This window comes from Enterococcus salsurae, assembly GCF_054784955.1.
The window spans coordinates 380,264-399,552 of sequence record NZ_BAAHWY010000001.1 but is presented as its reverse complement, the minus strand read 5'-3'; the positions used below and the strand labels follow the sequence as shown (position 1 = coordinate 399,552).

The window sequence follows — 19,289 nt, the reverse complement described above, 5'->3', positions numbered from 1 at the left end:
ATTATCAGAAAAATCAAACTATTCCAATTCGCTTTTTCTTAAATTTTCTTGCTTGAAACGCAAGCCTCTCGCATATTTGGGCAATTTAGAGTAAACTATACCTAATTGTCAGATAGGAAAGAGGAAGATAGATGAAAATTGTTATTGCTGGTGCTGGTGCGATGGGTAGTCGCTTTGCGATCATGTTGAAAAGAGGCGGCAACGAAGTGACGTTGATCGATGGTTGGCCGGCGCATATCGAAGCGATTCGGGAACATGGGTTGAGAGCCAATTTGAATGGAGAAGAAATCGCCGTTCCATTTCCAATCTATGCGCAACAGGAAATCCCTTCAGACACACAAGCAGATTTGATTTTGGTATTTACTAAGGCGATGCAATTGGATCAAATGATGCAAACGATCCAGCCAATGATCGGTGAAGAAACGAAGATGCTTTGCCTTCTAAATGGCATCGGCCATGAAGATACGATTGAAAAATATGTAGCTGCTGACAAAATTTTTCTTGGGAACACCATCTGGACGGCAGATTTGATTGGCCCTGGCCAAGTGCGCTTATTTGGAGAAGGCTCAGTGGAATTGCAGAATTTGAAACCAGGGTATGAAACTGAAGCGAAGGAAGTCGCGGCTGTCTTGGCAGCTGCAGGTCTACATGCTGCATATTCAGAAAATATCCGTTATTCAATCTATCGCAAAGCCTGCGTCAACGGGACATTGAATGGCTTATGCTCGATTTTAGATGTCAATATTGCCCAGTTTGGCAGTACCTCAACAGCTCGGAAAATGGTTGAAACGATCGTTGCAGAATTCGCTGCTGTTGCCCGACATGAAGCAGTCGAATTAGATATTCCAGAAGTGGTTCGTCATATTGAAGAAACGTATGATCCAGCAGGGATCGGCATGCATTATCCATCCATGTATCAAGACTTGATCAACAATCACCGAAAAACCGAAATCGATTATATCAATGGCGCCATCTCACGCAAAGGTAAGAAATACGATGTACCGACGCCTTATTGTGACTTTTTGACGCAATTGATCCACGCGAAAGAAGAAGTGTTGGAAGCGAAGTAACAGCGTCCGAAAAGAAAAACGGGTCTGCAGAATTGCTGCAGATCCGTTTTGTTGTGAATAGCCATTATGCTTCCGGCAAATCCGTCATCATCCGTTCCGTACCTTGAAACACAGCCAATTCTGTCACGTCAAAAGAACGCAGCAGTTTGCTCATCGCAGCAAAATCCATACGATAATCACTTGCTACATGGGCGTCAGAACCGAGGGTGAAGAGCTTGCCCCCTACGCTTTGATATAAAGGAATCGCATACTCGTACAAATGGGCATTCTTGTAGGGGCCAAAACTTTTGGCATTGATCTCCATCGCCAATTCTCGCGCCACGATTTTCTTGAAGATCGTTGTCAATTCAGTTTCAAAATGCTGCGCCAATTCTTCTTGACTGAAATCAAAACGGCGCAATCCATAATCGAAATGAGTCATGATATGGCCTTCAGGAAATGAGTCGAGGACGGTTGACATCTGTTCAAAATAGATTTTTGCCACGTCGAATTTGTCTTTTTTCAAGACAGCATCATCCATATAATCAAAGGTACCGTTTTGATGGATACTGATCAGTTTCAAATCATAGGGATGGTCATGGAGATAGTCGAGAATCTGTTGTTCTTGGCCAGGAACTACGCCAATCTCAATCCCTTTCAGCAAGTGTGTGCTGGTGGTATCTTGCAATTGCTGATGCTTTTCGACTAGGCGTTGATAATCAGGAATATCATCGTGAAAATTCGAATAGGGGTTTTTTAGATCAAAGTGATCTGTCGCTACAAAAAATTCAGGTTGGTACGCCAAATAATGTTCAAATTGTTCATTGGAATCGAAGGATAAAAAGGTGTGCAAATGTTGGTCATAGTAGTTCATAAAAAGCCTCCTTTTTCTGAATACGATACCACAAAAAGCCAGTAGAAACCATGCTCTTGCAGAAAAGGTTTTCTCTTCTATTCATTTTCTATTATAATAGACTACGAATAGCTGAGAAGGAGCCGTCAGTCGATGAGTATGTATCTAGAAATTCCGGAATTTGAAAGTGAATTTCGTTTTCGCACGTTTTTAAATGATGGATTAACGATCGTTTACCCCCACGTACATAAAGAAATCGAGATTATTTATGCCAAGCGCGGCACAGTCAATATTGGTGTTGATGATACGATCGTTGAACTGCGGGAAGGGGATTTGTATCTTTTTGCCAGCGGTCAGCCGCATTATTTTCTGGCATCTCCAGAAAGTGAGCGTTATGTCTACCAATTTGATTTGAAACTATTTGAAGAAGGCTTATTAAGAGAATCTGAAACGTCTCTTTTGCGTTTGTTTGAAGAGGGTGAGCCCCATAGCCGTGAATGGCCTGATAGCTTTACTGAGAAAATCACAGGTCTGTTGACTGAGTTGTATCAACTAGAAGAAGAGAATGTCCGAGGAAAGCGCTATTTGATGATGGGCTTACTCTATCAAATCATTGGAGAATGTTATCAAAGTTTACCCAAACGTCAAAAAGTCCATGGTACGTTGAAGCGTTCTGCTGCCCAATACAAAGAAACATTGCAACGATTGAATCAAGTCTTCGAGTATATTGAATCACATTATCAAGATGTGCTGACGATGGAAGAAACTGCGCGCTATGTTGGGTTTAGTCCCCATTACTTTACCCGTTTTTTTAAGACCAATACTGGGAAAACATTTATGCAGTTTTTGACGGAGTATCGGATCAATCAGGCCAAATTTATCTTGGCCAATCAAAAAATACCGATGGCAGAAGTGGCAGAGAAAGCAGGATTTGCCAGTGTAAAAACCTTCCATCACGTCTTCAAGGAAACGGTAGGTCAATCGCCATTACAGTACCAAAAACAACTGAATTTAAACGAGTAACACAACTTGCTGGGATCCACGGCAAGTTTTTTTTGTCGCTAAAAGGCACCTGTTCCCAATCCGAAATAAGCACGTCCTGACATATTTGGTGAGAATTCCATAAGATAAATTTCGGGAATTTTTTCCTTGGAAAGCGGGAAGAAGTTCGTTTGCGGGTTCGTTATAATAACTCTATAGAAAATAAAAAGCGTTTTCAGGAGGAAAGTTATGACAGTTAAAGTTGGAATTATTGGTTGTGGCGGGATTGCGAATGGCAAGCATATGCCTGCATTGTCACATGTTGAAGAAGTAGAAATGGTGGCATTTTGTGATTTGATCATTGAACGTGCAGTGGAAGCAAAATCTGTTTTTGGAACAGAGGATGCACAAGTGTTCAGTGATTATCAAGAGATGTTGGCACAAGCGGATCTTGATGTGGTCCATGTGTGTACACCAAATGCCTCTCATGCAGAATTATCGATTGCTGCGTTAGAAGCAGATTGCCATGTGATGTGTGAAAAACCAATGGCCAAAACCACTGAAGAAGCCAAGGCGATGATCGAAGCCGCGAATCGTACAGGCAAAAAATTAACGATCGGCTACCAAAACCGATTCAGAAAAGATTCTCGCTACTTGCATGAAGTTTGTTCAGAAGGCCAACTAGGCAATATTTACTTCGGGAAAGCCCATGCGATTCGTCGTCGTGCAGTACCGACATGGGGTGTTTTTCTAGATGAAGAAGCCCAAGGCGGCGGTCCATTGATCGATATTGGTACCCATGCCCTAGACTTGACCTTGTGGATGATGAACAATTACAAACCAAAATTCGTGGTCGGCAAAGCCTATCATGAATTATCACAAACCAAAAATGCAGCCAATGCATGGGGCTCATGGGATCCTGAAAAATTCTCTGTTGAAGATTCTGCCTTTGGTTTTGTTGTGATGGAGAATGGGGCAACGATTTTCCTTGAAGCGAGCTGGGCTTTGAACAGTTTGGACGTCAAAGAAGCCAAAACAACGCTGATTGGCAGCAAAGCCGGTGCAGACATGAACAACGGCTTGACGATCAATGGCGAAGACCATAGCTTGCTCTACGAAAAAAATATTGAATTAGAAACTGGCGGCGTTGATTTTTATGAAGGCACTGGCGAAACCCCTGAGATCCTAGAAGCCCAATCATGGATCCAAGCGATCATCAATGATACAGAGCCGGTCGTAAAACCAGAAGAAGCAATGGTCGTGACCGAGATTTTAGAAGCCATCTACAAATCATCAAATACAGGTGAACCTGTCTATTTGGGCTAGAGAATAGAAGCGCATGGGAGGAACGGACATGACGAAACCAAAAATTGGCGTACAACTATGGAGCATCCAGGATGCCTGTAAAGAAGACTTTGCCACAGCGTTGCAAACGGTCAAACAAGCAGGCTATGATGGGGTTGAATTTGCCGGTTATTATGATCACTCTGCGGCGGAAATTGCCGCGCTGTTAACTCAGTTATCCCTTGAAGCAGCGGCTTCTCATATTCCCTATGAAGCATTGCTGCCTGATAAGATCCAAGAAACATTGGCGTTTGAACAAGCAATTGGCAACACGCGTATCGTGATTCCTTATGCCAGTTTTGATACTGTTGAAAAATGGCAGGATTTTGCCCAATCACTGAAAGACATTGCCCAACAGGTCCAAGCGGCAGGAATGACATTATATTATCATAACCACGCCCATGAATTTACCGAAATTCATGATCGATCCATGATCGACTTGTTGCTGAAAGATAACCCATCTTTAAGATTAGAAGCAGATCTGTATTGGTTGGCATTTGCCGACGTGGATGTATTGCCGTGGCTGACGGCGCATCGAGAAACAGTTGGATTGGTCCATATCAAAGATATGCAAGCACAACCAAAAGAAAGCACCGAAATCAATCGAGGTATCCTGCCAATCAAAGACTATGTGGAGGCAGCAAAAGCCCTTGATTTGCCATGGTTGATCGTTGAACAAGAAGCGTTCCAAGCCTATGGCCCGTTAGAAGCAATTGCCATTGATTATTTACAATTGAAAGAGATCGTAGAGGAGGTCCACCAATGATTAACGTCACAGTCTGGAATGAATTTCGTCATGAAAAAACGGATGAAACAGTCCAAAAAATGTATCCAGAAGGCATACATGGTCAAATCGCTGCTTTTTTGGGCGCGGACGACTTTGAAGTGCGAACAGCAACTTTAGATGAACCAGAGCATGGGCTGACGGAACAAGTATTAGCCGATACAGATGTTTTGATATGGTGGGGACATATGGCCCACGACGAAGTCGATGACACGATTGTCGCAAGAGTCCATCAGCGCGTGTTAGAAGGAATGGGTTTGATCGTTTTGCATTCTGGTCATTTCTCAAAAGTATTCAAAACCTTGATGGGTACTTCTTGTGATTTGAAATGGCGTGTCGATGACCGCCATGCCCGGGTGTGGAATGTCAATCCAAGCCATCCAATCGTGGAAGGTGTCGGAGAATATATTGAATTAGAACAAGAAGAAATGTACGGTGAACATTTCGATATCCCTGCGCCAGATGAACTGATTTTTGTTAGCTGGTTCCCAGGGGGCGAAGTGTTCCGCAGCGGGTGCACATTCCGACGTGGAAATGGCAAAATTTTCTATTTCCAACCCGGACATGAAACATTCCCGAGCTATTATAACGAGAAAGTCCAAAAAGTCATCAAAAATGCTGCCCGTTGGTGTGCGCCAACGGAAAACAGCTATCCCTATTATGGACACTTTCAAGCATTAGAGGAGGAAATCAAATGAAATTAGGCGTATTTACACCTTTATTCAACCAATTAAGCTTTGAAGAAATGATCGATGAAGTAGCCAAAAAAGGCTTGCAAACTGTGGAAATCGGCACTGGCGGTTCTCCAGGGAATGCCCATCTAGATATCGATCGATTATTAGACAACGAAGCTGCACGCAAAGAATATTTAGCGAAGTTAGCAGACAAAGGATTATCGATTTCTGCATTAAGTTGTCACAACAATCCGATTTCTCCATTAAAAAATGAAGCCCAAGAAGCAGATGAATTGCTGCGCAAAACGATCAAACTAGCAAGCTTGATGCAAGTGCCAGTAGTCAATGGTTTTTCTGGCGTCTCCGGTGGGAATGCGACAGACACACAAGTCAACTGGCCAGTCCTGCCATGGCCGACTGAATACGACGACAATTACAATTACCAGTGGGACCAAAAATTGATTCCATATTGGAAAGGCATCAACCAAGAAGCTGAGGCAGCCGGTGTCAAAATCGGTATTGAATTGCACGGTGGATTCTTAGCCCACACACCTTATACAATGCTGAAACTTCGAGATGCGGCCGGTAAAGCGATTGGCTGCAATCTTGACCCAAGTCATTTATGGTGGCAAGGCATCGATCCTGTAGCCGCAGTCAAAATCTTAGGGGAAGCAGATGCCATCCATCACTTCCATGCCAAAGATACCTATTTGGATCAAGACAACATCAATATGCATGGGTTGACAGATATGCAACCGTACAGCAATGTCAAAAGCCGGGCATGGACATTCCGGTCAGTCGGCTGCGGCCATAGCCTGCAAGTCTGGTCAGATATCATCTCTGCACTGCGCATCTATGGGTATGACTATGTATTGAGTATCGAACATGAAGATCCAATCATGTCCATCGATGAAGGATTGACACGGGCGATCAGTAATCTAAAAACGATCATGATTCGCGAAGAAGCCTCATCTATGTGGTGGGCGTAAGAACGGAAAGGTGGTTCAAAAAATGAGTGCAATCAACTTTGCAGTAATCGGCTATGGTGGCATGGGCGCTTACCATGTGCACAATATTATGCCGAATGAAAACGAACGGATCCATATCGTAGGTACGTACGATATTTCAGAAGAACGGCAGGCTATTTCGCAAGAGAAAGGCCATAAAATCTATAAAAGTTATGAAGACGTATTGGCAGACGCAGAAATTGAAGCGTTGCTGATCGCAACACCAAATGACTTGCATAAAGACTTATCGATCGCAGCACTGCGGGCTGGCAAACATGTGGTGTGTGAAAAACCGGTTGCTTTGAATGTCGCGGAATTAGATGAAATCATGGCTGTTGCAAAAGAAACAGGCAATACATTTATGGTCCATCAAAACCGACGATGGGACCCTGATTTCTTGATCGTACGAGAATTGTACCGCAATGGACAAATTGGGGACTTGTTCCAATTGGAATCACGGGTCCAAGGTGCTAACGGTATCCCAGGTGATTGGCGACATGTCAAAAAACAAGGTGGCGGTATGCTGTTAGATTGGGGCGTGCATCTGCTAGATCAACTGTTGTGGTTGGTGGATAGTCCAGTGAAGGATGTTAAAGCAGACTTAAGCTATGTCTTAGGTGAAGAAGTCGATGATGGATTCTTCAGTCTGATCACCTTCGAAAATGGCGTTAAAGCAATCGTCGAAGTCGGAACGTCCAACTATACACAGTTGCCACGCTGGTATATCAAAGGAACAGAAGGCACGGCAACGATCACGGATTGGTCATTGAATGGTGAAATGGTTCGGGCGACAGGTCGAGAAGATGTTGCCGCACCAAAACCAGTGCAAGCAGGCGTAGGTTTGACCAAAACAATGGCACCGCCATCCGAATTAGCCGCCGAGAAAGTCCCATTCCCAACGGCAGAAGCGGATTTCGATCCATTCTACAAAAACTTTTACCATGTCGTGCGTAATCAAGCAGAACCAATCGTGAAAAACGAAGAAGTGCGGCAAGTGATGTTGCTGATTGAGCGAATATTTGCAAGTGCATAGAGAAAAAGGATCACAGACCAATTTATTGGTCTGTGATCCTTTTCTATTAACTATCTAAATAATAAACATTCACAAGAATATTTTGATTGTGATTCCCGAATCCTTTGCCAAATAAGGTGAGTCCGCCTTTATTTTTGGCATTTTCTTCGATTTCTAAGCGCAGTTTTATAAAAGGAGAATCATCCAGGTTTAGATCATCGATGGTAACTTCTGAATATGATTCACCATCAATTCCGGTGTCTAGTTTGTTGATCCGAATGTGTTTGAGCAAGCCATATTGACTAAAGCGATCATTCCACCAAAGGGGCGTATAGCGACCTCTGGTGTCTGAGAAATTTCCAGGAACCGTATAGACAGCTACTTTGACATCGTTGACAAAAATCGAAATATCACTTGGCCAAATGTTATTGGATAGTGGGAATTCCGAAGCCAATTCAAGACTGATTTCCAACAATTCTGCTGTTTCAGACTCTTGCAAAAGGTTTGGGATCTTGTACTCCACAAAGCCTTCGCTAAACCATAGCAATCCTGCATTGACACGATTGGAATCTAAGAAATACTTTGGATCATCCGATTTGCCAACCACTTCTTTGACAGTGGCCAAACCGCAGGTTGGGTTGACAGAGAAATCAGTAAAGTGGCCAATGCTGAGATCGGTTGAGTGCAACTTAAAGGCTTGGTAGATTCTTTCTGGAAATGTGATATGGATATCGTCTACTTTTAAAAAAACCATTTTTTTATTTCGATTGGCGCCAATCCCTCTTTCTGAATCTAATAATCCAGCATCCTCCATTTGTTGTACATGGCGGGTGGTGATGGCATTGCTGATCTGTAATTCTTTGGCGATCTCACTGATACTTTTCTTTTCGCTGCCGATAAAGTGAATCATTTTTAACCGTGTTTCGCTCGCTAATGCTTCATACACAGCAAGTGAGTGTTTCGTTAAATCAAGTTCCATTGCTTCATCTCCTTAACTTTTAAGTTAAACTAAATGCAGGGATCTTAGGTAACATTTCTATGTTCATTAACCAATGAGTTGTTTTTACTAAATTAATATACCATAGCATTGACAGCGCTTGCAATAGATGATAATTTAATTTTTGTAAACGGAAACAACAAAATACTAATACTAATTAGTTAAAGTATAAGTCGTGTATAAAGATTAACGAATTAACTAATTGGTAAAATGGAGGATGGCAATGAAAGCGAATAAGATGGCAAAGTGGTTGGTGATGGGTGTCTGTGCAGGTCTCTTGGTTGGTTGTGGCAATTCGTCTAGCAGTTCGGGAAGCAGCAAGAACGAAATCACGTTTTGGAATCCATTTACGGGGGCAGATGGGTCAAATATGGTGGCCATGATCGATGCCTATAACAAAACAGATCCAGAATATAAAATCAAAAATGTGTCCTTAAAAGAAGGGGATATGTATGCAAAGATCCCAACGGTTGTCAATTCAGGCAAGAATATCCCGGATTTAACCATCGTCCATGCGGAACGGATCAAACAATACAACGATAATGGGATGCTAGAAAGTTATGATGATTTGCTGGGAGATTATGAAAACATCAATGCTGACAATTATGTTGCTGAAGCTTGGAATCTTGGAGAATTAGATGGCTCTCGCTACAGTGTACCGCTAGATATTCACAGTTGGGGAACTTATTACAACAAAGATTTAGTCGAAAAATATGCACCAGGTGCGTTGGATGACAATATTTTGACATTTGATGAGATCAAAGCAGCCGGAGAAAAAGCAGCTGCAGATGACGTTCGTGGTATGGCTGTTACTTGGGTCAAACCAAATTTCTTATCGTTGATGAAACAATACGGAGGTGCGTTGACTGAAGATGGCACAGAGCCAACTTTAGATACGCAAGCATCTAAAGATGCCATCGGCCTATGGAAAGAAATGTATGACGAAGGTGTGACAACAAAAGATGGTGAAGATCCAACACAATTATTCCTTGCAGGTAAATTGATTTTCTTCCCAGAAGGTATCTGGTTGCAAAACAATTTGAAAGACGCGGAATTTGAATGGGGATTGACCAATTCACCACAGTTATCTGATGATTTAAATGAAACAGTCAACTGGGCTTCTTCGCACCAATTTGTACGCTTCAACAGTGAAGAACGTACAGATGAAAAAGAAAAAGGCATCATGGATTTCTTAGAATGGTTACGTACGAATTCACTTGAATGGGCGAAAGCTGGTCAAAATCCTGCCTCATTAGATATTTTGAATGATGAAGAATACCAAGAAATGCCACAATCAATATTCATCTCAACACCAGAACAACAAGCAACATTGAGCATCTTCGATTATAAATACAACGGATATGTTGCAGAATACTTAGATGCCCATGGCTTTGATACGATTTTTGGCAAACAAGAAATCGATGACTTTACGTCTGGTATGCAAAAAGAAGTAGCAGACAAGATAGCAAAAGATAGTTCGAACAAATAAACATGAACGGTATCAGCTTGGTTCTGTGCTGATACCGTTTTTCTTCAAGAAGGGAGCATGATGTATGATCACGTCGATGGAAAAAACCAAGACGGTCAAGAAATCAACAACGAAAGAATGGTCTGCCTGGCTATTTGTCGCACCTCATTTAATTATTTTTTCTATATTCTTTCTCATTCCAGTTGTTTTTGGGATTTATATTTCCTTCACAGATTGGGATTTATTCAATGCACCAACATTTGTCGGTCTGGATAATTATAAAGAATTGTTCTTCAATGTAGATTCGACGTTCTATACCCAGTTAAGGACTGGTTTGACCAATACCTTTATTTTTGTTCTCTGTGCAGTGCCATTTTGTATTATCGTTCCGCTGCTATTGGCAGCTGCACTGAATACCAAACCGTTTCTGAGTAAAGTATTTCAGTCTATATTCTATATGCCTTCACTTTTCGCCATTTCTGCCATCGTCATCATTTGGACATTGGTTTTTAACGTGAACTATGGCCCAATCAATTCAATCTTCAACACATCCACACCTTGGACTGGTACGCAGCCATATGCGTGGATTGCATTGGTTGTTGTCACTGTATGGTGGACGATCGGCGGAAATATGATTATTTATCAAGCTGCCCTGAATGGTATTCCAAAAGATTATTATGAAGCGGCGGATATCGACGGCGCTACTGCTGTTCAAAAGTTCTTTAAAATCACGTTGCCGTCCATTCGCGGACAAATCTTATATACCGTTGTGATGACGACGATCGCACAATTCAATGTGTATGGACAGCCCTTGATGCTAACTGGTGGCGGACCGAATAATTCGACGCGGGTATTGCTGATGTATATTCAACAGAACGCCTTCGGATCAGGACAATCGATTGCGGGGATTGCCTCAGCAATGGCAGTGATTTTAGGGGTATGTATCATGATCGTTTCTGCAATTCAATTCAAATTTCTACGTGTTAAAAGATAAAGGAGGTCCAAGCGTATGAAAAAAAGAACAATTTCATCAGTTGTTGCGTTTATATTTCTTATCATCATGGCAGCGATTTGGCTCGTGCCTTTATTGTATGGTGTATTGACTTCATTCAAGTCAGAGATGGAGCTGATGACTGCTGGTTTTAAAATTTTACCCATTGAATGGGTCTTGACCAACTATACCGAGTTATTAGTCAATAATACCAGTACGCCGCTTGTTAAGTGGTTCATGAATTCAATGTTTATATCAGTCAGCCACACCTTGTTGGTATTGGTTGTTGTTTCCTTTTCGGCTTTCGCTTATAGCCGATTGCAATTTAGAGGCAAAAATGTATTATTTTCTTTTTTACTGGCAACGATGATGTTTCCTTCAGTGGTGAATTTGATTCCCCTCTATAAAATCGTTGATATTTTTGGATGGGTCAACACACCTTTGGCCATGATCGTTCCGGGCGCTGCTGGCGTCTTCAATATTTTCTTAGTCAAGCAATTTATGGACAATATCCCCAAAGATTTTGATGAGGCTGCCCAAATTGATGGCGCAGGCGACTTGACCATTTTTATGCGAATCATCTTGCCGTTGATCAAGCCAGTACTACTTGTTGTTGCTTTGTTCTCATTTACGGGCTCTTGGAATGATTTCTTGTGGCCATCAATTGTGTTTAATGATATCGAGAAAATGCCGATCACTTCTGGCTTGCAGTTGTTGCAAGGTATGTACCAAGCCCAACCAACGCTCTTGATGGCAGGCGCATTGATTGCCATTATTCCAACGTTTCTACTGTACTTATTTGCCCAAAAATACTTCTTGCAATCGATGTCTTTATCGGTTGGCGTGAAAGGATAAGACAATGAGCAGAAAAATGGAACGGCGTTTGGTGCTGATCATGGGGATTTGGCAAATCATTGACGGCTTGATCACGATCATTTTTTATGGGTTAGGAAACCAATTGAATCTCTTTGGGTTCAATAGTGGGAATGTGACTTACTTGAAGCAGTTAGATGCGACATATGGCAATATCTTTTTGTTTGTCAGTAGTTTTGGCGTTGTGTTGATCGGTTTGGGCATCGTCAACATTCTGCTGAGTAAAAAATATATCAAAGATGATCAAATCCATTTTAAGATGGGCATGTACATCATGATTCAGAGCTTGCTCTCTTATTTTATTTTGGACTTTATTAGTTTGATTTTAGGCATGACCGCAGGTGTCTTGTTGATTGCCAAAAATAAATCGATTCGATTGAAAAAAAAGCTGGCATAAAAGGAGGTAATTATGAACAGAACAGAATATCCAAGACCACAATTTGTCCGCGATAAGTGGACAAACTTAAATGGTGAATGGTTATTTATGTACGATGACCAAAATGTAGGTGTGGAAAATAAATGGCAGGACGATCCATCCCATTACCAGAAAACCATCCAAGTACCTTTTGTCTACCAAAGTGCGGAAAGTGGCATTGGTGATCGTACCCCGCATGATATTGTGTGGTATATGCGGGAGTTTGAGGTGTCTTACAGCAAGCACGAACGAGTGTTGCTGCATTTTGGTGCTGTGGACTATGAAGCGGACATCTATATCAATGGACAACATGTCAAAAATCATATCGGTGGGCATACATCATTCGAGGTGGATATCACGCACCAGTTGCTTGAAGGTTGTCTGCAGCGGGTAGCGGTTCGTGCCTACGATCGGCATGATGATGAGAGTACACCTCGCGGAAAACAATTTTGGGAAGCAGAATCCGCAGCGATTTGGTACACCAATTCTACCGGTATTTGGCAAACTGTCTGGTTAGAAGTGGTCCAAGATAGTTACTTGCAAAAAACAAAGTTAGTTCCACGATTTGATGCGGGGAAAATCGACATCACTGCTGAAGTGAATCAGGTGATCAATGATTTATCTTTGGCTTATGAGATTACATTTGGAGAGACTGCTATTGCAGCAGGTACTGCTGTGTTCACTGAAGCAAAAGTTGTCTTCGAAGTCGAATTGTTTCAAGAACATATTTTCAGGACGAATTTTCATAACAATGGTTGGTCCTGGACGCCAGAGAACCCGCAACTTTTCGATATCCGATTTACACTCAAACAAAAAGATAGATGTCTCGACACAGTGAACAGTTATTTTGGCATGCGGAAAATCCATACTGAAAACGGGATGGTGTACTTAAACAATAAGCCATATTATCAAAAATTGGTGTTAGATCAAGGCTATTGGCCAAGCGGATTGTTGACTGCACCAACAGATGAAGCGTTCCAACAAGACATCTTGCTGGCGAAAGAAATGGGCTTCAATGGTTGTCGCAAACATCAGAAGACCGAAGATCCACGCTTTTTATACTGGGCGGATCGGTTAGGTTTTCTTGTCTGGGGGGAATGTGCAGCACCAGCGATTTATAATGAACGATCGGTCTCTCGCTTGATGCATGAATGGACGGATATCATTGATCGTGACAGCAATCACCCCTCGATCGTGACGTGGGTGCCAATCAATGAGAGCTGGGGTGTACCGGCGATTGGCCATGATCGCCAACAACAACATTTTTCGCAAGCCATGTATCATTATATTCATTCGATAGATCCAACGCGCTTGGTCATCTCAAATGATGGCTGGGCGATGACTGAAACGGATATATGTGCGCTGCATAATTACAGCCATGGTACGCAAGAAGAACCTGAGAAGTATGACTACTTCAAAAAAACACTAAGCACAAGAGAAAATCTGGTGTCGAGAATGACATCTGCCTGGCCTGTGTTTGCCAAAGGATTTGCTTATCAAGATCAACCTATCTTATTGACTGAGTTTGGCGGTATCGGTTTTGATGTGTCTGGGCAACCAGGATGGGGGTATACCTCTGCAGACAATGAAACAGACTTCTTGAAAGACTATCAACGCATCATGACTGCAGTCTATCAATCGGTCGGTCTTTGGGGTTATTGCTATACGCAGATCACTGATGTTGAACAAGAAATCAATGGCTTATTGACCTATGACCGTCAGCCAAAAGTACCATTAGTGGCGATCAAAAAAATCAATGACCAATTTCACGCCCCTCAAGTCGATTAGTCCAAAACAAGGACAAAAGGAGAGAGTGAATGAAGAAAAGAGGGTTTGTATGGTTGTGCATGTGCGGCGCTGCGTGGGTTTTGAGTGGTTGCGGACATGCTGCGACCCAAAGGACAGTTGTGGAAGATTTCACACCGATTATCGACAATGATGGTGCAGATCCTTGGATCTTGCAGACAGATGATGTCTACTATTATACGAAAACCACTGGCAATAATCTTACACTTTGGCGCTCAGAACAGTTGACGGATGTCGCTGCTGGCGAAGAAAAAGTGATCTGGGAAATGCCGGCGGATCTTGAGAATATTTGGGCACCTGAACTCCATTTTATAGAAGGACAATGGATCGTCTATTTTGCCGCCAATAAACCTTCAGAAACCCATCGAATGTATGCCCTCATCAATGATCAAGCAGATCCTTACTCAGGTGAATGGGTGTTGAAAGCTGTGGATGGCATGGATGACACATTTGCCATTGACGGAACGGTGTTGACGCTTGGGGACACCAACTACTTCATTTGGTCTGGTTGGGCAGGGTATGAAAATGTGGCCCAAAATATTTATATCGCAGCAATGACCTCGCCGACGTCAGTTCAGGGAGAAAAGCAACTGATTTCTGCACCAGAATATGCGTGGGAAATAAAGCAGACACCTTTGATCAACGAGGCACCGCAAGTCATCATCAAAGAGAATACTGTCAATTTGGTCTATTCTGGCAGCGGCAGTTGGGACAATGATTATGCCTTAGGTTTGCTGACAATGGCGACCGATGCAGATCCATTGGTCAAAGACAATTGGCAAAAAGAAACTGAACCCATCTTTCAGCAGACGGACGCAGTATTTGGTCCTGGTCATAACGGATTTGCCAAATCAAAGGATGGTACAGAAGATTGGTTGATTTATCATGCTGCCCGATGGGATCATTCTGGTTGGGCGCGGTCGATCCGGCTGCAGACCTTCACGTGGGATGAAGCGGGCAAACTAGTGATAGATCAGCCGCTGGGAGATGGAGAAACACAAACGCTGCCTGCTGGTGAGCCAAGCCGATTACGTTTAGCAGCGAAAGATGCTGTCGCAGCAGGAGATCTCACAACGATCGCCGATGAGGCTGCCCTTACGAAGCAGATTGTTTCTGGCTTTGAGTCAACAAATGATCGGTTGACTTTCCAAGCAAAAATTGATCAAACCGGTGATTATACAGTGATTGCTTATGTCAAATCACCTGACTATCTGACGCTATCTGCGCCAATACAATTCAACATGGGCAACAAAGAAGAGGTGCAAACACTATTGGTGCCGCCATCTCAGTATTATCAGCCCATTCAAGTACGATTTTCCTTAGTAGAAGGAAGCGAAGAAATCATCTTATCATCCGAAATTGGGGTCGATACAGTGCAAGTCGACCGCTTGGAAATTATTCAAATAGACGAGGAGTAACTTTATGACAATCGATCGCAGTACACATCCACGCCCGCAATTTATCCGAAAGGATTGGGCTTCACTTGATGGCAAATGGGATTTTGCTTTTGATGATGAAAACAGAGGCAAAAGAAACAATTGGTTTCAAGGGTTTGAGCCACAACACAAGATTCAAGTGCCTTTTACATATGAAACTGAGGCAAGTGGCATTCATGAGGAGAACCATCATCAAATTTTATGGTATCAAACAACCTTTCAAGCACAGGCCGATCAGCCAATAACACTTCATTTTGAAGGGGTAGACTACGTAACAGAAGTCTGGGTCAATGGACAAAAAATTGGCCGAAATCAAGGTGCATATAGCCGCTTTTCATTTTTGGTCGACAGTGAATTATGTAACGGAGACAATCGCTTGGTCCTTCGGGTAGAAGATTCATTGGCCACTGATCAACCACGTGGCAAACAGCGCTGGTTGAAAGATAATTTTGGTTGCTGGTACGTACAGACCACTGGGATCTGGAAATCAGTTTGGCTTGAAAATACGCCGACCCAGTATTTAGATCGTGTGAAAGTCACGCCCGCTTTCGATCAGGATCAAATGATTTTTGAGCCGCAAGTGAAGCATCGGGGAAGTTACAGGACAGGATCGGAAGAAAAGCTGTCTTTAGAAATCAAGTTGCTTTTTGATGGGTTATTAGTCAGTCAATCAGTCACTGCATTGACGCATGACAGTGCGCCCATTGCGTTGGATACGAGAGTTCGAGAAGACGCTTGTTGGGGGACTAAAGTATGGCACCCGCATCATCCAGATTTATATGATATCGAATATCTATTGCTTGATGAAAACAGGCAAGTGATTGATGAAGTCCATAGCTATTGCGGCATGCGCAAAATAGCGATCGAAGAAGGGCAGATTCTATTAAACAACGAAAAACTTTATCAACGCTTGATTCTGGATCAAGGCTATTGGCCGGAATCTGGCATCACGCCACCTTCGATCGACGCAATGAAAACTGACTTAGCACGTATACTTGAAATGGGGTATAACGGATTAAGAAAACATCAGAAAATTGAAGATGAGCGTTTCTTATACTTATGCGATCAAATGGGGCTGTTGGTTTGGGTTGAAATGCCCTCGACGTATACCTTCAACGATACAGCAATCCAGAATCTGACAAAAGAATGGACATCGATCGTGTGGCAGCATTACAATCATCCTTCTGTCATTACTTGGGTGCCATTTAATGAGTCTTGGGGCATCAAAGGCATCCATTCGTTGGTGAAACCGCAACAACTGACAGAAAGTATCTATCACTTGACCAAAGCGATCGATAGCCAACGGCCGGTCATCACGAATGACGGCTGGGAGCATACAGTTTCTGATATTTTGACATTACATGATTATGAAGAAGTAGGCGAGCGATTCAGTCAGCGCTATGCAGACAAAGAAGCGATCGTTACCAATCAGCAAATGTTCAACAACGATTGGTTTGCTTTTGCCCATGGCTATCACTATAATGGGCAACCAGTGATCATTTCTGAGTTTGGTGGAATCGCGTTTACGACCGACTCTGATGAAGATTGGGGGTACGGCAACCAAGTCAAAGATGATGCAGCCTTTATGGCAAGATTCGATGCTATTCACCAAGCAATCCAAAATTTACCTTATGTCACAGGCTATTGCTATACCCAACTGACAGATGTCGAGCAAGAAGTCAACGGTCTATTAGATCCTCAAAGAGCACCTAAAGTTGATCTGGCGGCAATCAAAAAAATCAATCAACGCCGTATAAAATAGAGACGAATTTATAGTATTTGTCGAAGGCACGGTCTTCGACATTGATTAGACGATGACAACGATCGCCGATCAGTCCAAAGTCTTCTTTACCCTATCCTATAGTTTTGATTTGACGCAGGTGATGTGCAGAAATTGAACTTCCTTACTTACCATGCTGAAGTCCAAAAATCAATTGATTGAAGGATTGAAGAAAAATAACGGTCTGGAATCTTAAAGTGCCCCCTAAAAGTCTAACTTTTAGGGGGGCACTTCAAGATTCCAGGTCTTTTTTTGAAGGGAAATGGTGATGCTGGTGCGACTGGAGGAACAAGTTCTGTTGCTTAAACAATACCGATAAAATAACGCTAAAACCTTTGGTAAATCTAGGCTTTTAGCGGAGGGCATGGTATAATATGCGTACAGTAAAGTTTGTGACGGTGGCTATCTTTTGAAAGGTGGTGGTGCTTATGAAAGTAAGTGCTGACTCTTTAGAAAGGAGAAGCCTTTTGTCTGTAGCTGAAGCATTAGGGCTAATGATGAGTTTCGGTTCATTAATCGTGACGATCATCTTTGGCATCCTATCAGCAGTGAAAAATGACAAAAAAAATAACCGTCTACTTTAGCAGGTCACGGTTATTTTCGTTTAAATAATTGTACTGCCACCGTCTTAAATGGTGCTGTAGGGGAGTTGTTCGCGCAACTCCTCTTTACATAGCAAGTATAGCAATATTTCAGTGAAATATCAACCTTTTGCACCACAGACGTGCCTTGTACGTCTATTTTTTTGCCCTCCTTTCTTTTTTTTGTGAAAAAACAATTGACCTATTGCGCACTGCGAAAACTATGTATAATAAAGTCAACATACAATACAAAGATGGAAGAGGTGCCAAATGAATCCTTTAAGAGAGTCTATCCAGTCGTCAAATGGACAAGACACATTGCATATCCTGTCTTGGATCCCAGAAGAAGAACCCAGCGCTGTGGTACAACTGATTCATGGAATGATTGAACACATTGCCCGTTACGATGATTTTGCCCATTACTTGGTTTCTTTAGGGTATGTCGTGATTGGTCATGATCATTTAGGTCATGGTGAAACGGTCAAGGAGAAAGAGAAGTATGGCCATTTTGGAGAGGTTGATGGTGTGGACTTCTTGGTTGCGGATTGCGGCCTGATCCATCAATTAGCTGCTGAAAGATATCCTAGATGTCCGTATTTCATTTTAGGTCACAGTATGGGATCGTTGATTTTGCGCAATTATCTTTTTCAACAGCCAAAACCTTTAAACGGGGCAATCATTATGGGTACAACGATGGAGCCAGCAGCCTTGATGAAGAGTGGACAATTCGTGACACGAATGTTCAGACCCTTTGCAAAACAAGACTGGCCGTATCGTGTGATGGACCAAATGGTGTTTGGCAAACACAATCAGCGTTTCAGACCGAATCGGACAAAAAAAGACTGGTTATCTAGTGACGCGTCACAAGTAGATACCTATTTACGAGATCCTCATACGCAATTTCATTTTTCTTTGTCAGCTTATAGAGATTTATTTGTGCTGACGGAAACTGCTAGTGCGTCAAAAAATCTTCGTAAAATCGATTCTCGATTGCCATTGCTTTTGATCTCTGGCGACCAAGATCCCGTCGGGCATTATGGGGAAAGTGTGCGACAATTAGCAAAACAACTTGAAGGGAATGCTGACGTGACGATGTATTTGCTGGAAAATGGCCGACATGAAATTTTAAATGAGAAACAAAAAGACATTGTGTATGGGGAAGTCGCAAGATGGTTGTCAGTAAAACGCTGTAATGACGAACGTTAAGGAATTGCTAGTTTTTTCTGAAAATTCCAATT

18 protein-coding genes are annotated in these 19,289 nt (G+C 42.5%); 16 read left to right on the top strand and 2 right to left on the bottom strand.

The window, feature by feature from the left end; all coding sequences use genetic code 11:
• The first annotated feature begins 131 nt into the window (after positions 1 to 131).
• Positions 132 to 1,070 carry a 2-dehydropantoate 2-reductase gene (locus ACYVRS_RS01995; protein ID WP_313538098.1) on the top strand — a complete coding sequence of 313 codons (939 nt, stop codon included), beginning with the start codon at positions 132 to 134 and terminating at the stop codon, positions 1,068 to 1,070.
• A gap of 64 nt (positions 1,071 to 1,134) precedes the next feature.
• Here the strand turns inward: ACYVRS_RS01995 and ACYVRS_RS01990 are convergent, their stop codons facing one another.
• On the bottom strand, positions 1,135 to 1,923 hold the full coding sequence (locus ACYVRS_RS01990) for a PHP domain-containing protein (RefSeq protein WP_461202361.1): 789 nt from the start codon (positions 1,921 to 1,923) through the stop codon (positions 1,135 to 1,137).
• A gap of 132 nt (positions 1,924 to 2,055) precedes the next feature.
• Between ACYVRS_RS01990 and ACYVRS_RS01985 the strand changes: the two genes are divergently transcribed.
• The 6 genes from ACYVRS_RS01985 to ACYVRS_RS01960 all read left to right on the top strand — a co-directional run bounded on the left by ACYVRS_RS01985 (position 2,056) and on the right by ACYVRS_RS01960 (position 7,725).
• Positions 2,056 to 2,925 (top strand): helix-turn-helix domain-containing protein, encoded by an 870-nt coding sequence (locus tag ACYVRS_RS01985; protein ID WP_313538102.1) that lies wholly within the window; start codon positions 2,056 to 2,058, stop codon positions 2,923 to 2,925.
• A 207-nt stretch (positions 2,926 to 3,132) separates the two neighbouring features.
• Positions 3,133 to 4,209 carry a Gfo/Idh/MocA family protein gene (locus tag ACYVRS_RS01980; protein ID WP_313538104.1) on the top strand — a complete coding sequence of 359 codons (1,077 nt, stop codon included), beginning with the start codon at positions 3,133 to 3,135 and terminating at the stop codon, positions 4,207 to 4,209.
• Positions 4,210 to 4,237: 28 nt separating this feature from the next.
• Entirely contained in the window at positions 4,238 to 4,993 is a 756-nt protein-coding gene (locus tag ACYVRS_RS01975) for a sugar phosphate isomerase/epimerase family protein (RefSeq protein ID WP_313538106.1), read from the top strand.
• Positions 4,990 to 5,709, top strand: coding sequence for a ThuA domain-containing protein (locus tag ACYVRS_RS01970; protein WP_313538108.1), 720 nt, complete (start codon positions 4,990 to 4,992; stop codon positions 5,707 to 5,709). The genes ACYVRS_RS01975 and ACYVRS_RS01970 overlap by 4 nt, the downstream gene beginning before the upstream one ends.
• The gene (locus tag ACYVRS_RS01965) at positions 5,706 to 6,674 is read left to right on the top strand and encodes a sugar phosphate isomerase/epimerase family protein (RefSeq protein ID WP_461202359.1); all 969 of its coding nucleotides are present in this window, start codon (positions 5,706 to 5,708) and stop codon (positions 6,672 to 6,674) included. The genes ACYVRS_RS01970 and ACYVRS_RS01965 overlap by 4 nt, the downstream gene beginning before the upstream one ends.
• Before the next feature lie 22 nt (positions 6,675 to 6,696).
• Positions 6,697 to 7,725, top strand: coding sequence for a Gfo/Idh/MocA family protein (locus ACYVRS_RS01960; protein WP_313538109.1), 1,029 nt, complete (start codon positions 6,697 to 6,699; stop codon positions 7,723 to 7,725).
• Between the two features lie 46 nt (positions 7,726 to 7,771).
• Here the strand turns inward: ACYVRS_RS01960 and ACYVRS_RS01955 are convergent, their stop codons facing one another.
• Entirely contained in the window at positions 7,772 to 8,683 is a 912-nt protein-coding gene (locus ACYVRS_RS01955; protein WP_313538111.1) for an ArsR/SmtB family transcription factor, read from the bottom strand.
• A 241-nt stretch (positions 8,684 to 8,924) separates the two neighbouring features.
• On the opposite strand from ACYVRS_RS01955, the gene ACYVRS_RS01950 reads away from it, so the two are divergent.
• From ACYVRS_RS01950 to ACYVRS_RS01910, 9 genes are all read left to right on the top strand, one after another.
• Positions 8,925 to 10,190 (top strand): extracellular solute-binding protein, encoded by a 1,266-nt coding sequence (locus ACYVRS_RS01950; protein WP_152911878.1) that lies wholly within the window; start codon positions 8,925 to 8,927, stop codon positions 10,188 to 10,190.
• Between the two features lie 64 nt (positions 10,191 to 10,254).
• Positions 10,255 to 11,163 carry a carbohydrate ABC transporter permease gene (locus ACYVRS_RS01945; RefSeq protein WP_396170195.1) on the top strand — a complete coding sequence of 303 codons (909 nt, stop codon included), beginning with the start codon at positions 10,255 to 10,257 and terminating at the stop codon, positions 11,161 to 11,163.
• A gap of 15 nt (positions 11,164 to 11,178) precedes the next feature.
• Complete coding sequence (locus ACYVRS_RS01940) at positions 11,179 to 12,015, top strand: carbohydrate ABC transporter permease (protein ID WP_054115072.1); 837 nt, start codon at positions 11,179 to 11,181, stop codon at positions 12,013 to 12,015.
• Between the two features lie 4 nt (positions 12,016 to 12,019).
• Positions 12,020 to 12,430, top strand: coding sequence for a hypothetical protein (locus ACYVRS_RS01935; protein ID WP_461202357.1), 411 nt, complete (start codon positions 12,020 to 12,022; stop codon positions 12,428 to 12,430).
• Positions 12,431 to 12,442: 12 nt separating this feature from the next.
• Complete coding sequence (locus tag ACYVRS_RS01930) at positions 12,443 to 14,236, top strand: glycoside hydrolase family 2 protein (protein WP_461202355.1); 1,794 nt, start codon at positions 12,443 to 12,445, stop codon at positions 14,234 to 14,236.
• Positions 14,237 to 14,265: 29 nt separating this feature from the next.
• Entirely contained in the window at positions 14,266 to 15,672 is a 1,407-nt protein-coding gene (locus tag ACYVRS_RS01925) for a glycoside hydrolase family 43 protein (RefSeq protein WP_461202352.1), read from the top strand.
• A gap of 4 nt (positions 15,673 to 15,676) precedes the next feature.
• Positions 15,677 to 17,452, top strand: a complete 1,776-nt coding sequence (locus ACYVRS_RS01920; protein WP_461202350.1) for a glycoside hydrolase family 2 protein — start codon at positions 15,677 to 15,679, stop codon at positions 17,450 to 17,452.
• Between the two features lie 446 nt (positions 17,453 to 17,898).
• The gene (locus tag ACYVRS_RS01915; protein WP_461198056.1) at positions 17,899 to 18,054 is read left to right on the top strand and encodes a putative holin-like toxin; all 156 of its coding nucleotides are present in this window, start codon (positions 17,899 to 17,901) and stop codon (positions 18,052 to 18,054) included.
• Positions 18,055 to 18,321: 267 nt separating this feature from the next.
• Positions 18,322 to 19,257 carry an alpha/beta fold hydrolase gene (locus ACYVRS_RS01910; protein WP_313538124.1) on the top strand — a complete coding sequence of 312 codons (936 nt, stop codon included), beginning with the start codon at positions 18,322 to 18,324 and terminating at the stop codon, positions 19,255 to 19,257.
• The last annotated feature ends 32 nt before the right edge of the window (positions 19,258 to 19,289 follow it).

Bases quoted from the DNA above. Each gene is read 5' to 3' on its own strand.
- ACYVRS_RS01995 (WP_313538098.1), top strand. From the start codon at position 132: ATGAAAATTGTTATTGCTGGTGCTGGTGCGATGGGTAGTCGCTTTGCG.
- ACYVRS_RS01990 (WP_461202361.1), bottom strand. From the start codon at position 1,923: ATGAACTACTATGACCAACATTTGCACACCTTTTTATCCTTCGATTCC.
- ACYVRS_RS01985 (WP_313538102.1), top strand. From the start codon at position 2,056: ATGAGTATGTATCTAGAAATTCCGGAATTTGAAAGTGAATTTCGTTTT.
- ACYVRS_RS01980 (WP_313538104.1), top strand. From the start codon at position 3,133: ATGACAGTTAAAGTTGGAATTATTGGTTGTGGCGGGATTGCGAATGGC.
- ACYVRS_RS01975 (WP_313538106.1), top strand. From the start codon at position 4,238: ATGACGAAACCAAAAATTGGCGTACAACTATGGAGCATCCAGGATGCC.
- ACYVRS_RS01970 (WP_313538108.1), top strand. From the start codon at position 4,990: ATGATTAACGTCACAGTCTGGAATGAATTTCGTCATGAAAAAACGGAT.
- ACYVRS_RS01965 (WP_461202359.1), top strand. From the start codon at position 5,706: ATGAAATTAGGCGTATTTACACCTTTATTCAACCAATTAAGCTTTGAA.
- ACYVRS_RS01960 (WP_313538109.1), top strand. From the start codon at position 6,697: ATGAGTGCAATCAACTTTGCAGTAATCGGCTATGGTGGCATGGGCGCT.
- ACYVRS_RS01955 (WP_313538111.1), bottom strand. From the start codon at position 8,683: ATGGAACTTGATTTAACGAAACACTCACTTGCTGTGTATGAAGCATTA.
- ACYVRS_RS01950 (WP_152911878.1), top strand. From the start codon at position 8,925: ATGAAAGCGAATAAGATGGCAAAGTGGTTGGTGATGGGTGTCTGTGCA.
- ACYVRS_RS01945 (WP_396170195.1), top strand. From the start codon at position 10,255: ATGATCACGTCGATGGAAAAAACCAAGACGGTCAAGAAATCAACAACG.
- ACYVRS_RS01940 (WP_054115072.1), top strand. From the start codon at position 11,179: ATGAAAAAAAGAACAATTTCATCAGTTGTTGCGTTTATATTTCTTATC.
- ACYVRS_RS01935 (WP_461202357.1), top strand. From the start codon at position 12,020: ATGAGCAGAAAAATGGAACGGCGTTTGGTGCTGATCATGGGGATTTGG.
- ACYVRS_RS01930 (WP_461202355.1), top strand. From the start codon at position 12,443: ATGAACAGAACAGAATATCCAAGACCACAATTTGTCCGCGATAAGTGG.
- ACYVRS_RS01925 (WP_461202352.1), top strand. From the start codon at position 14,266: ATGAAGAAAAGAGGGTTTGTATGGTTGTGCATGTGCGGCGCTGCGTGG.
- ACYVRS_RS01920 (WP_461202350.1), top strand. From the start codon at position 15,677: ATGACAATCGATCGCAGTACACATCCACGCCCGCAATTTATCCGAAAG.
- ACYVRS_RS01915 (WP_461198056.1), top strand. From the start codon at position 17,899: ATGAAAGTAAGTGCTGACTCTTTAGAAAGGAGAAGCCTTTTGTCTGTA.
- ACYVRS_RS01910 (WP_313538124.1), top strand. From the start codon at position 18,322: ATGAATCCTTTAAGAGAGTCTATCCAGTCGTCAAATGGACAAGACACA.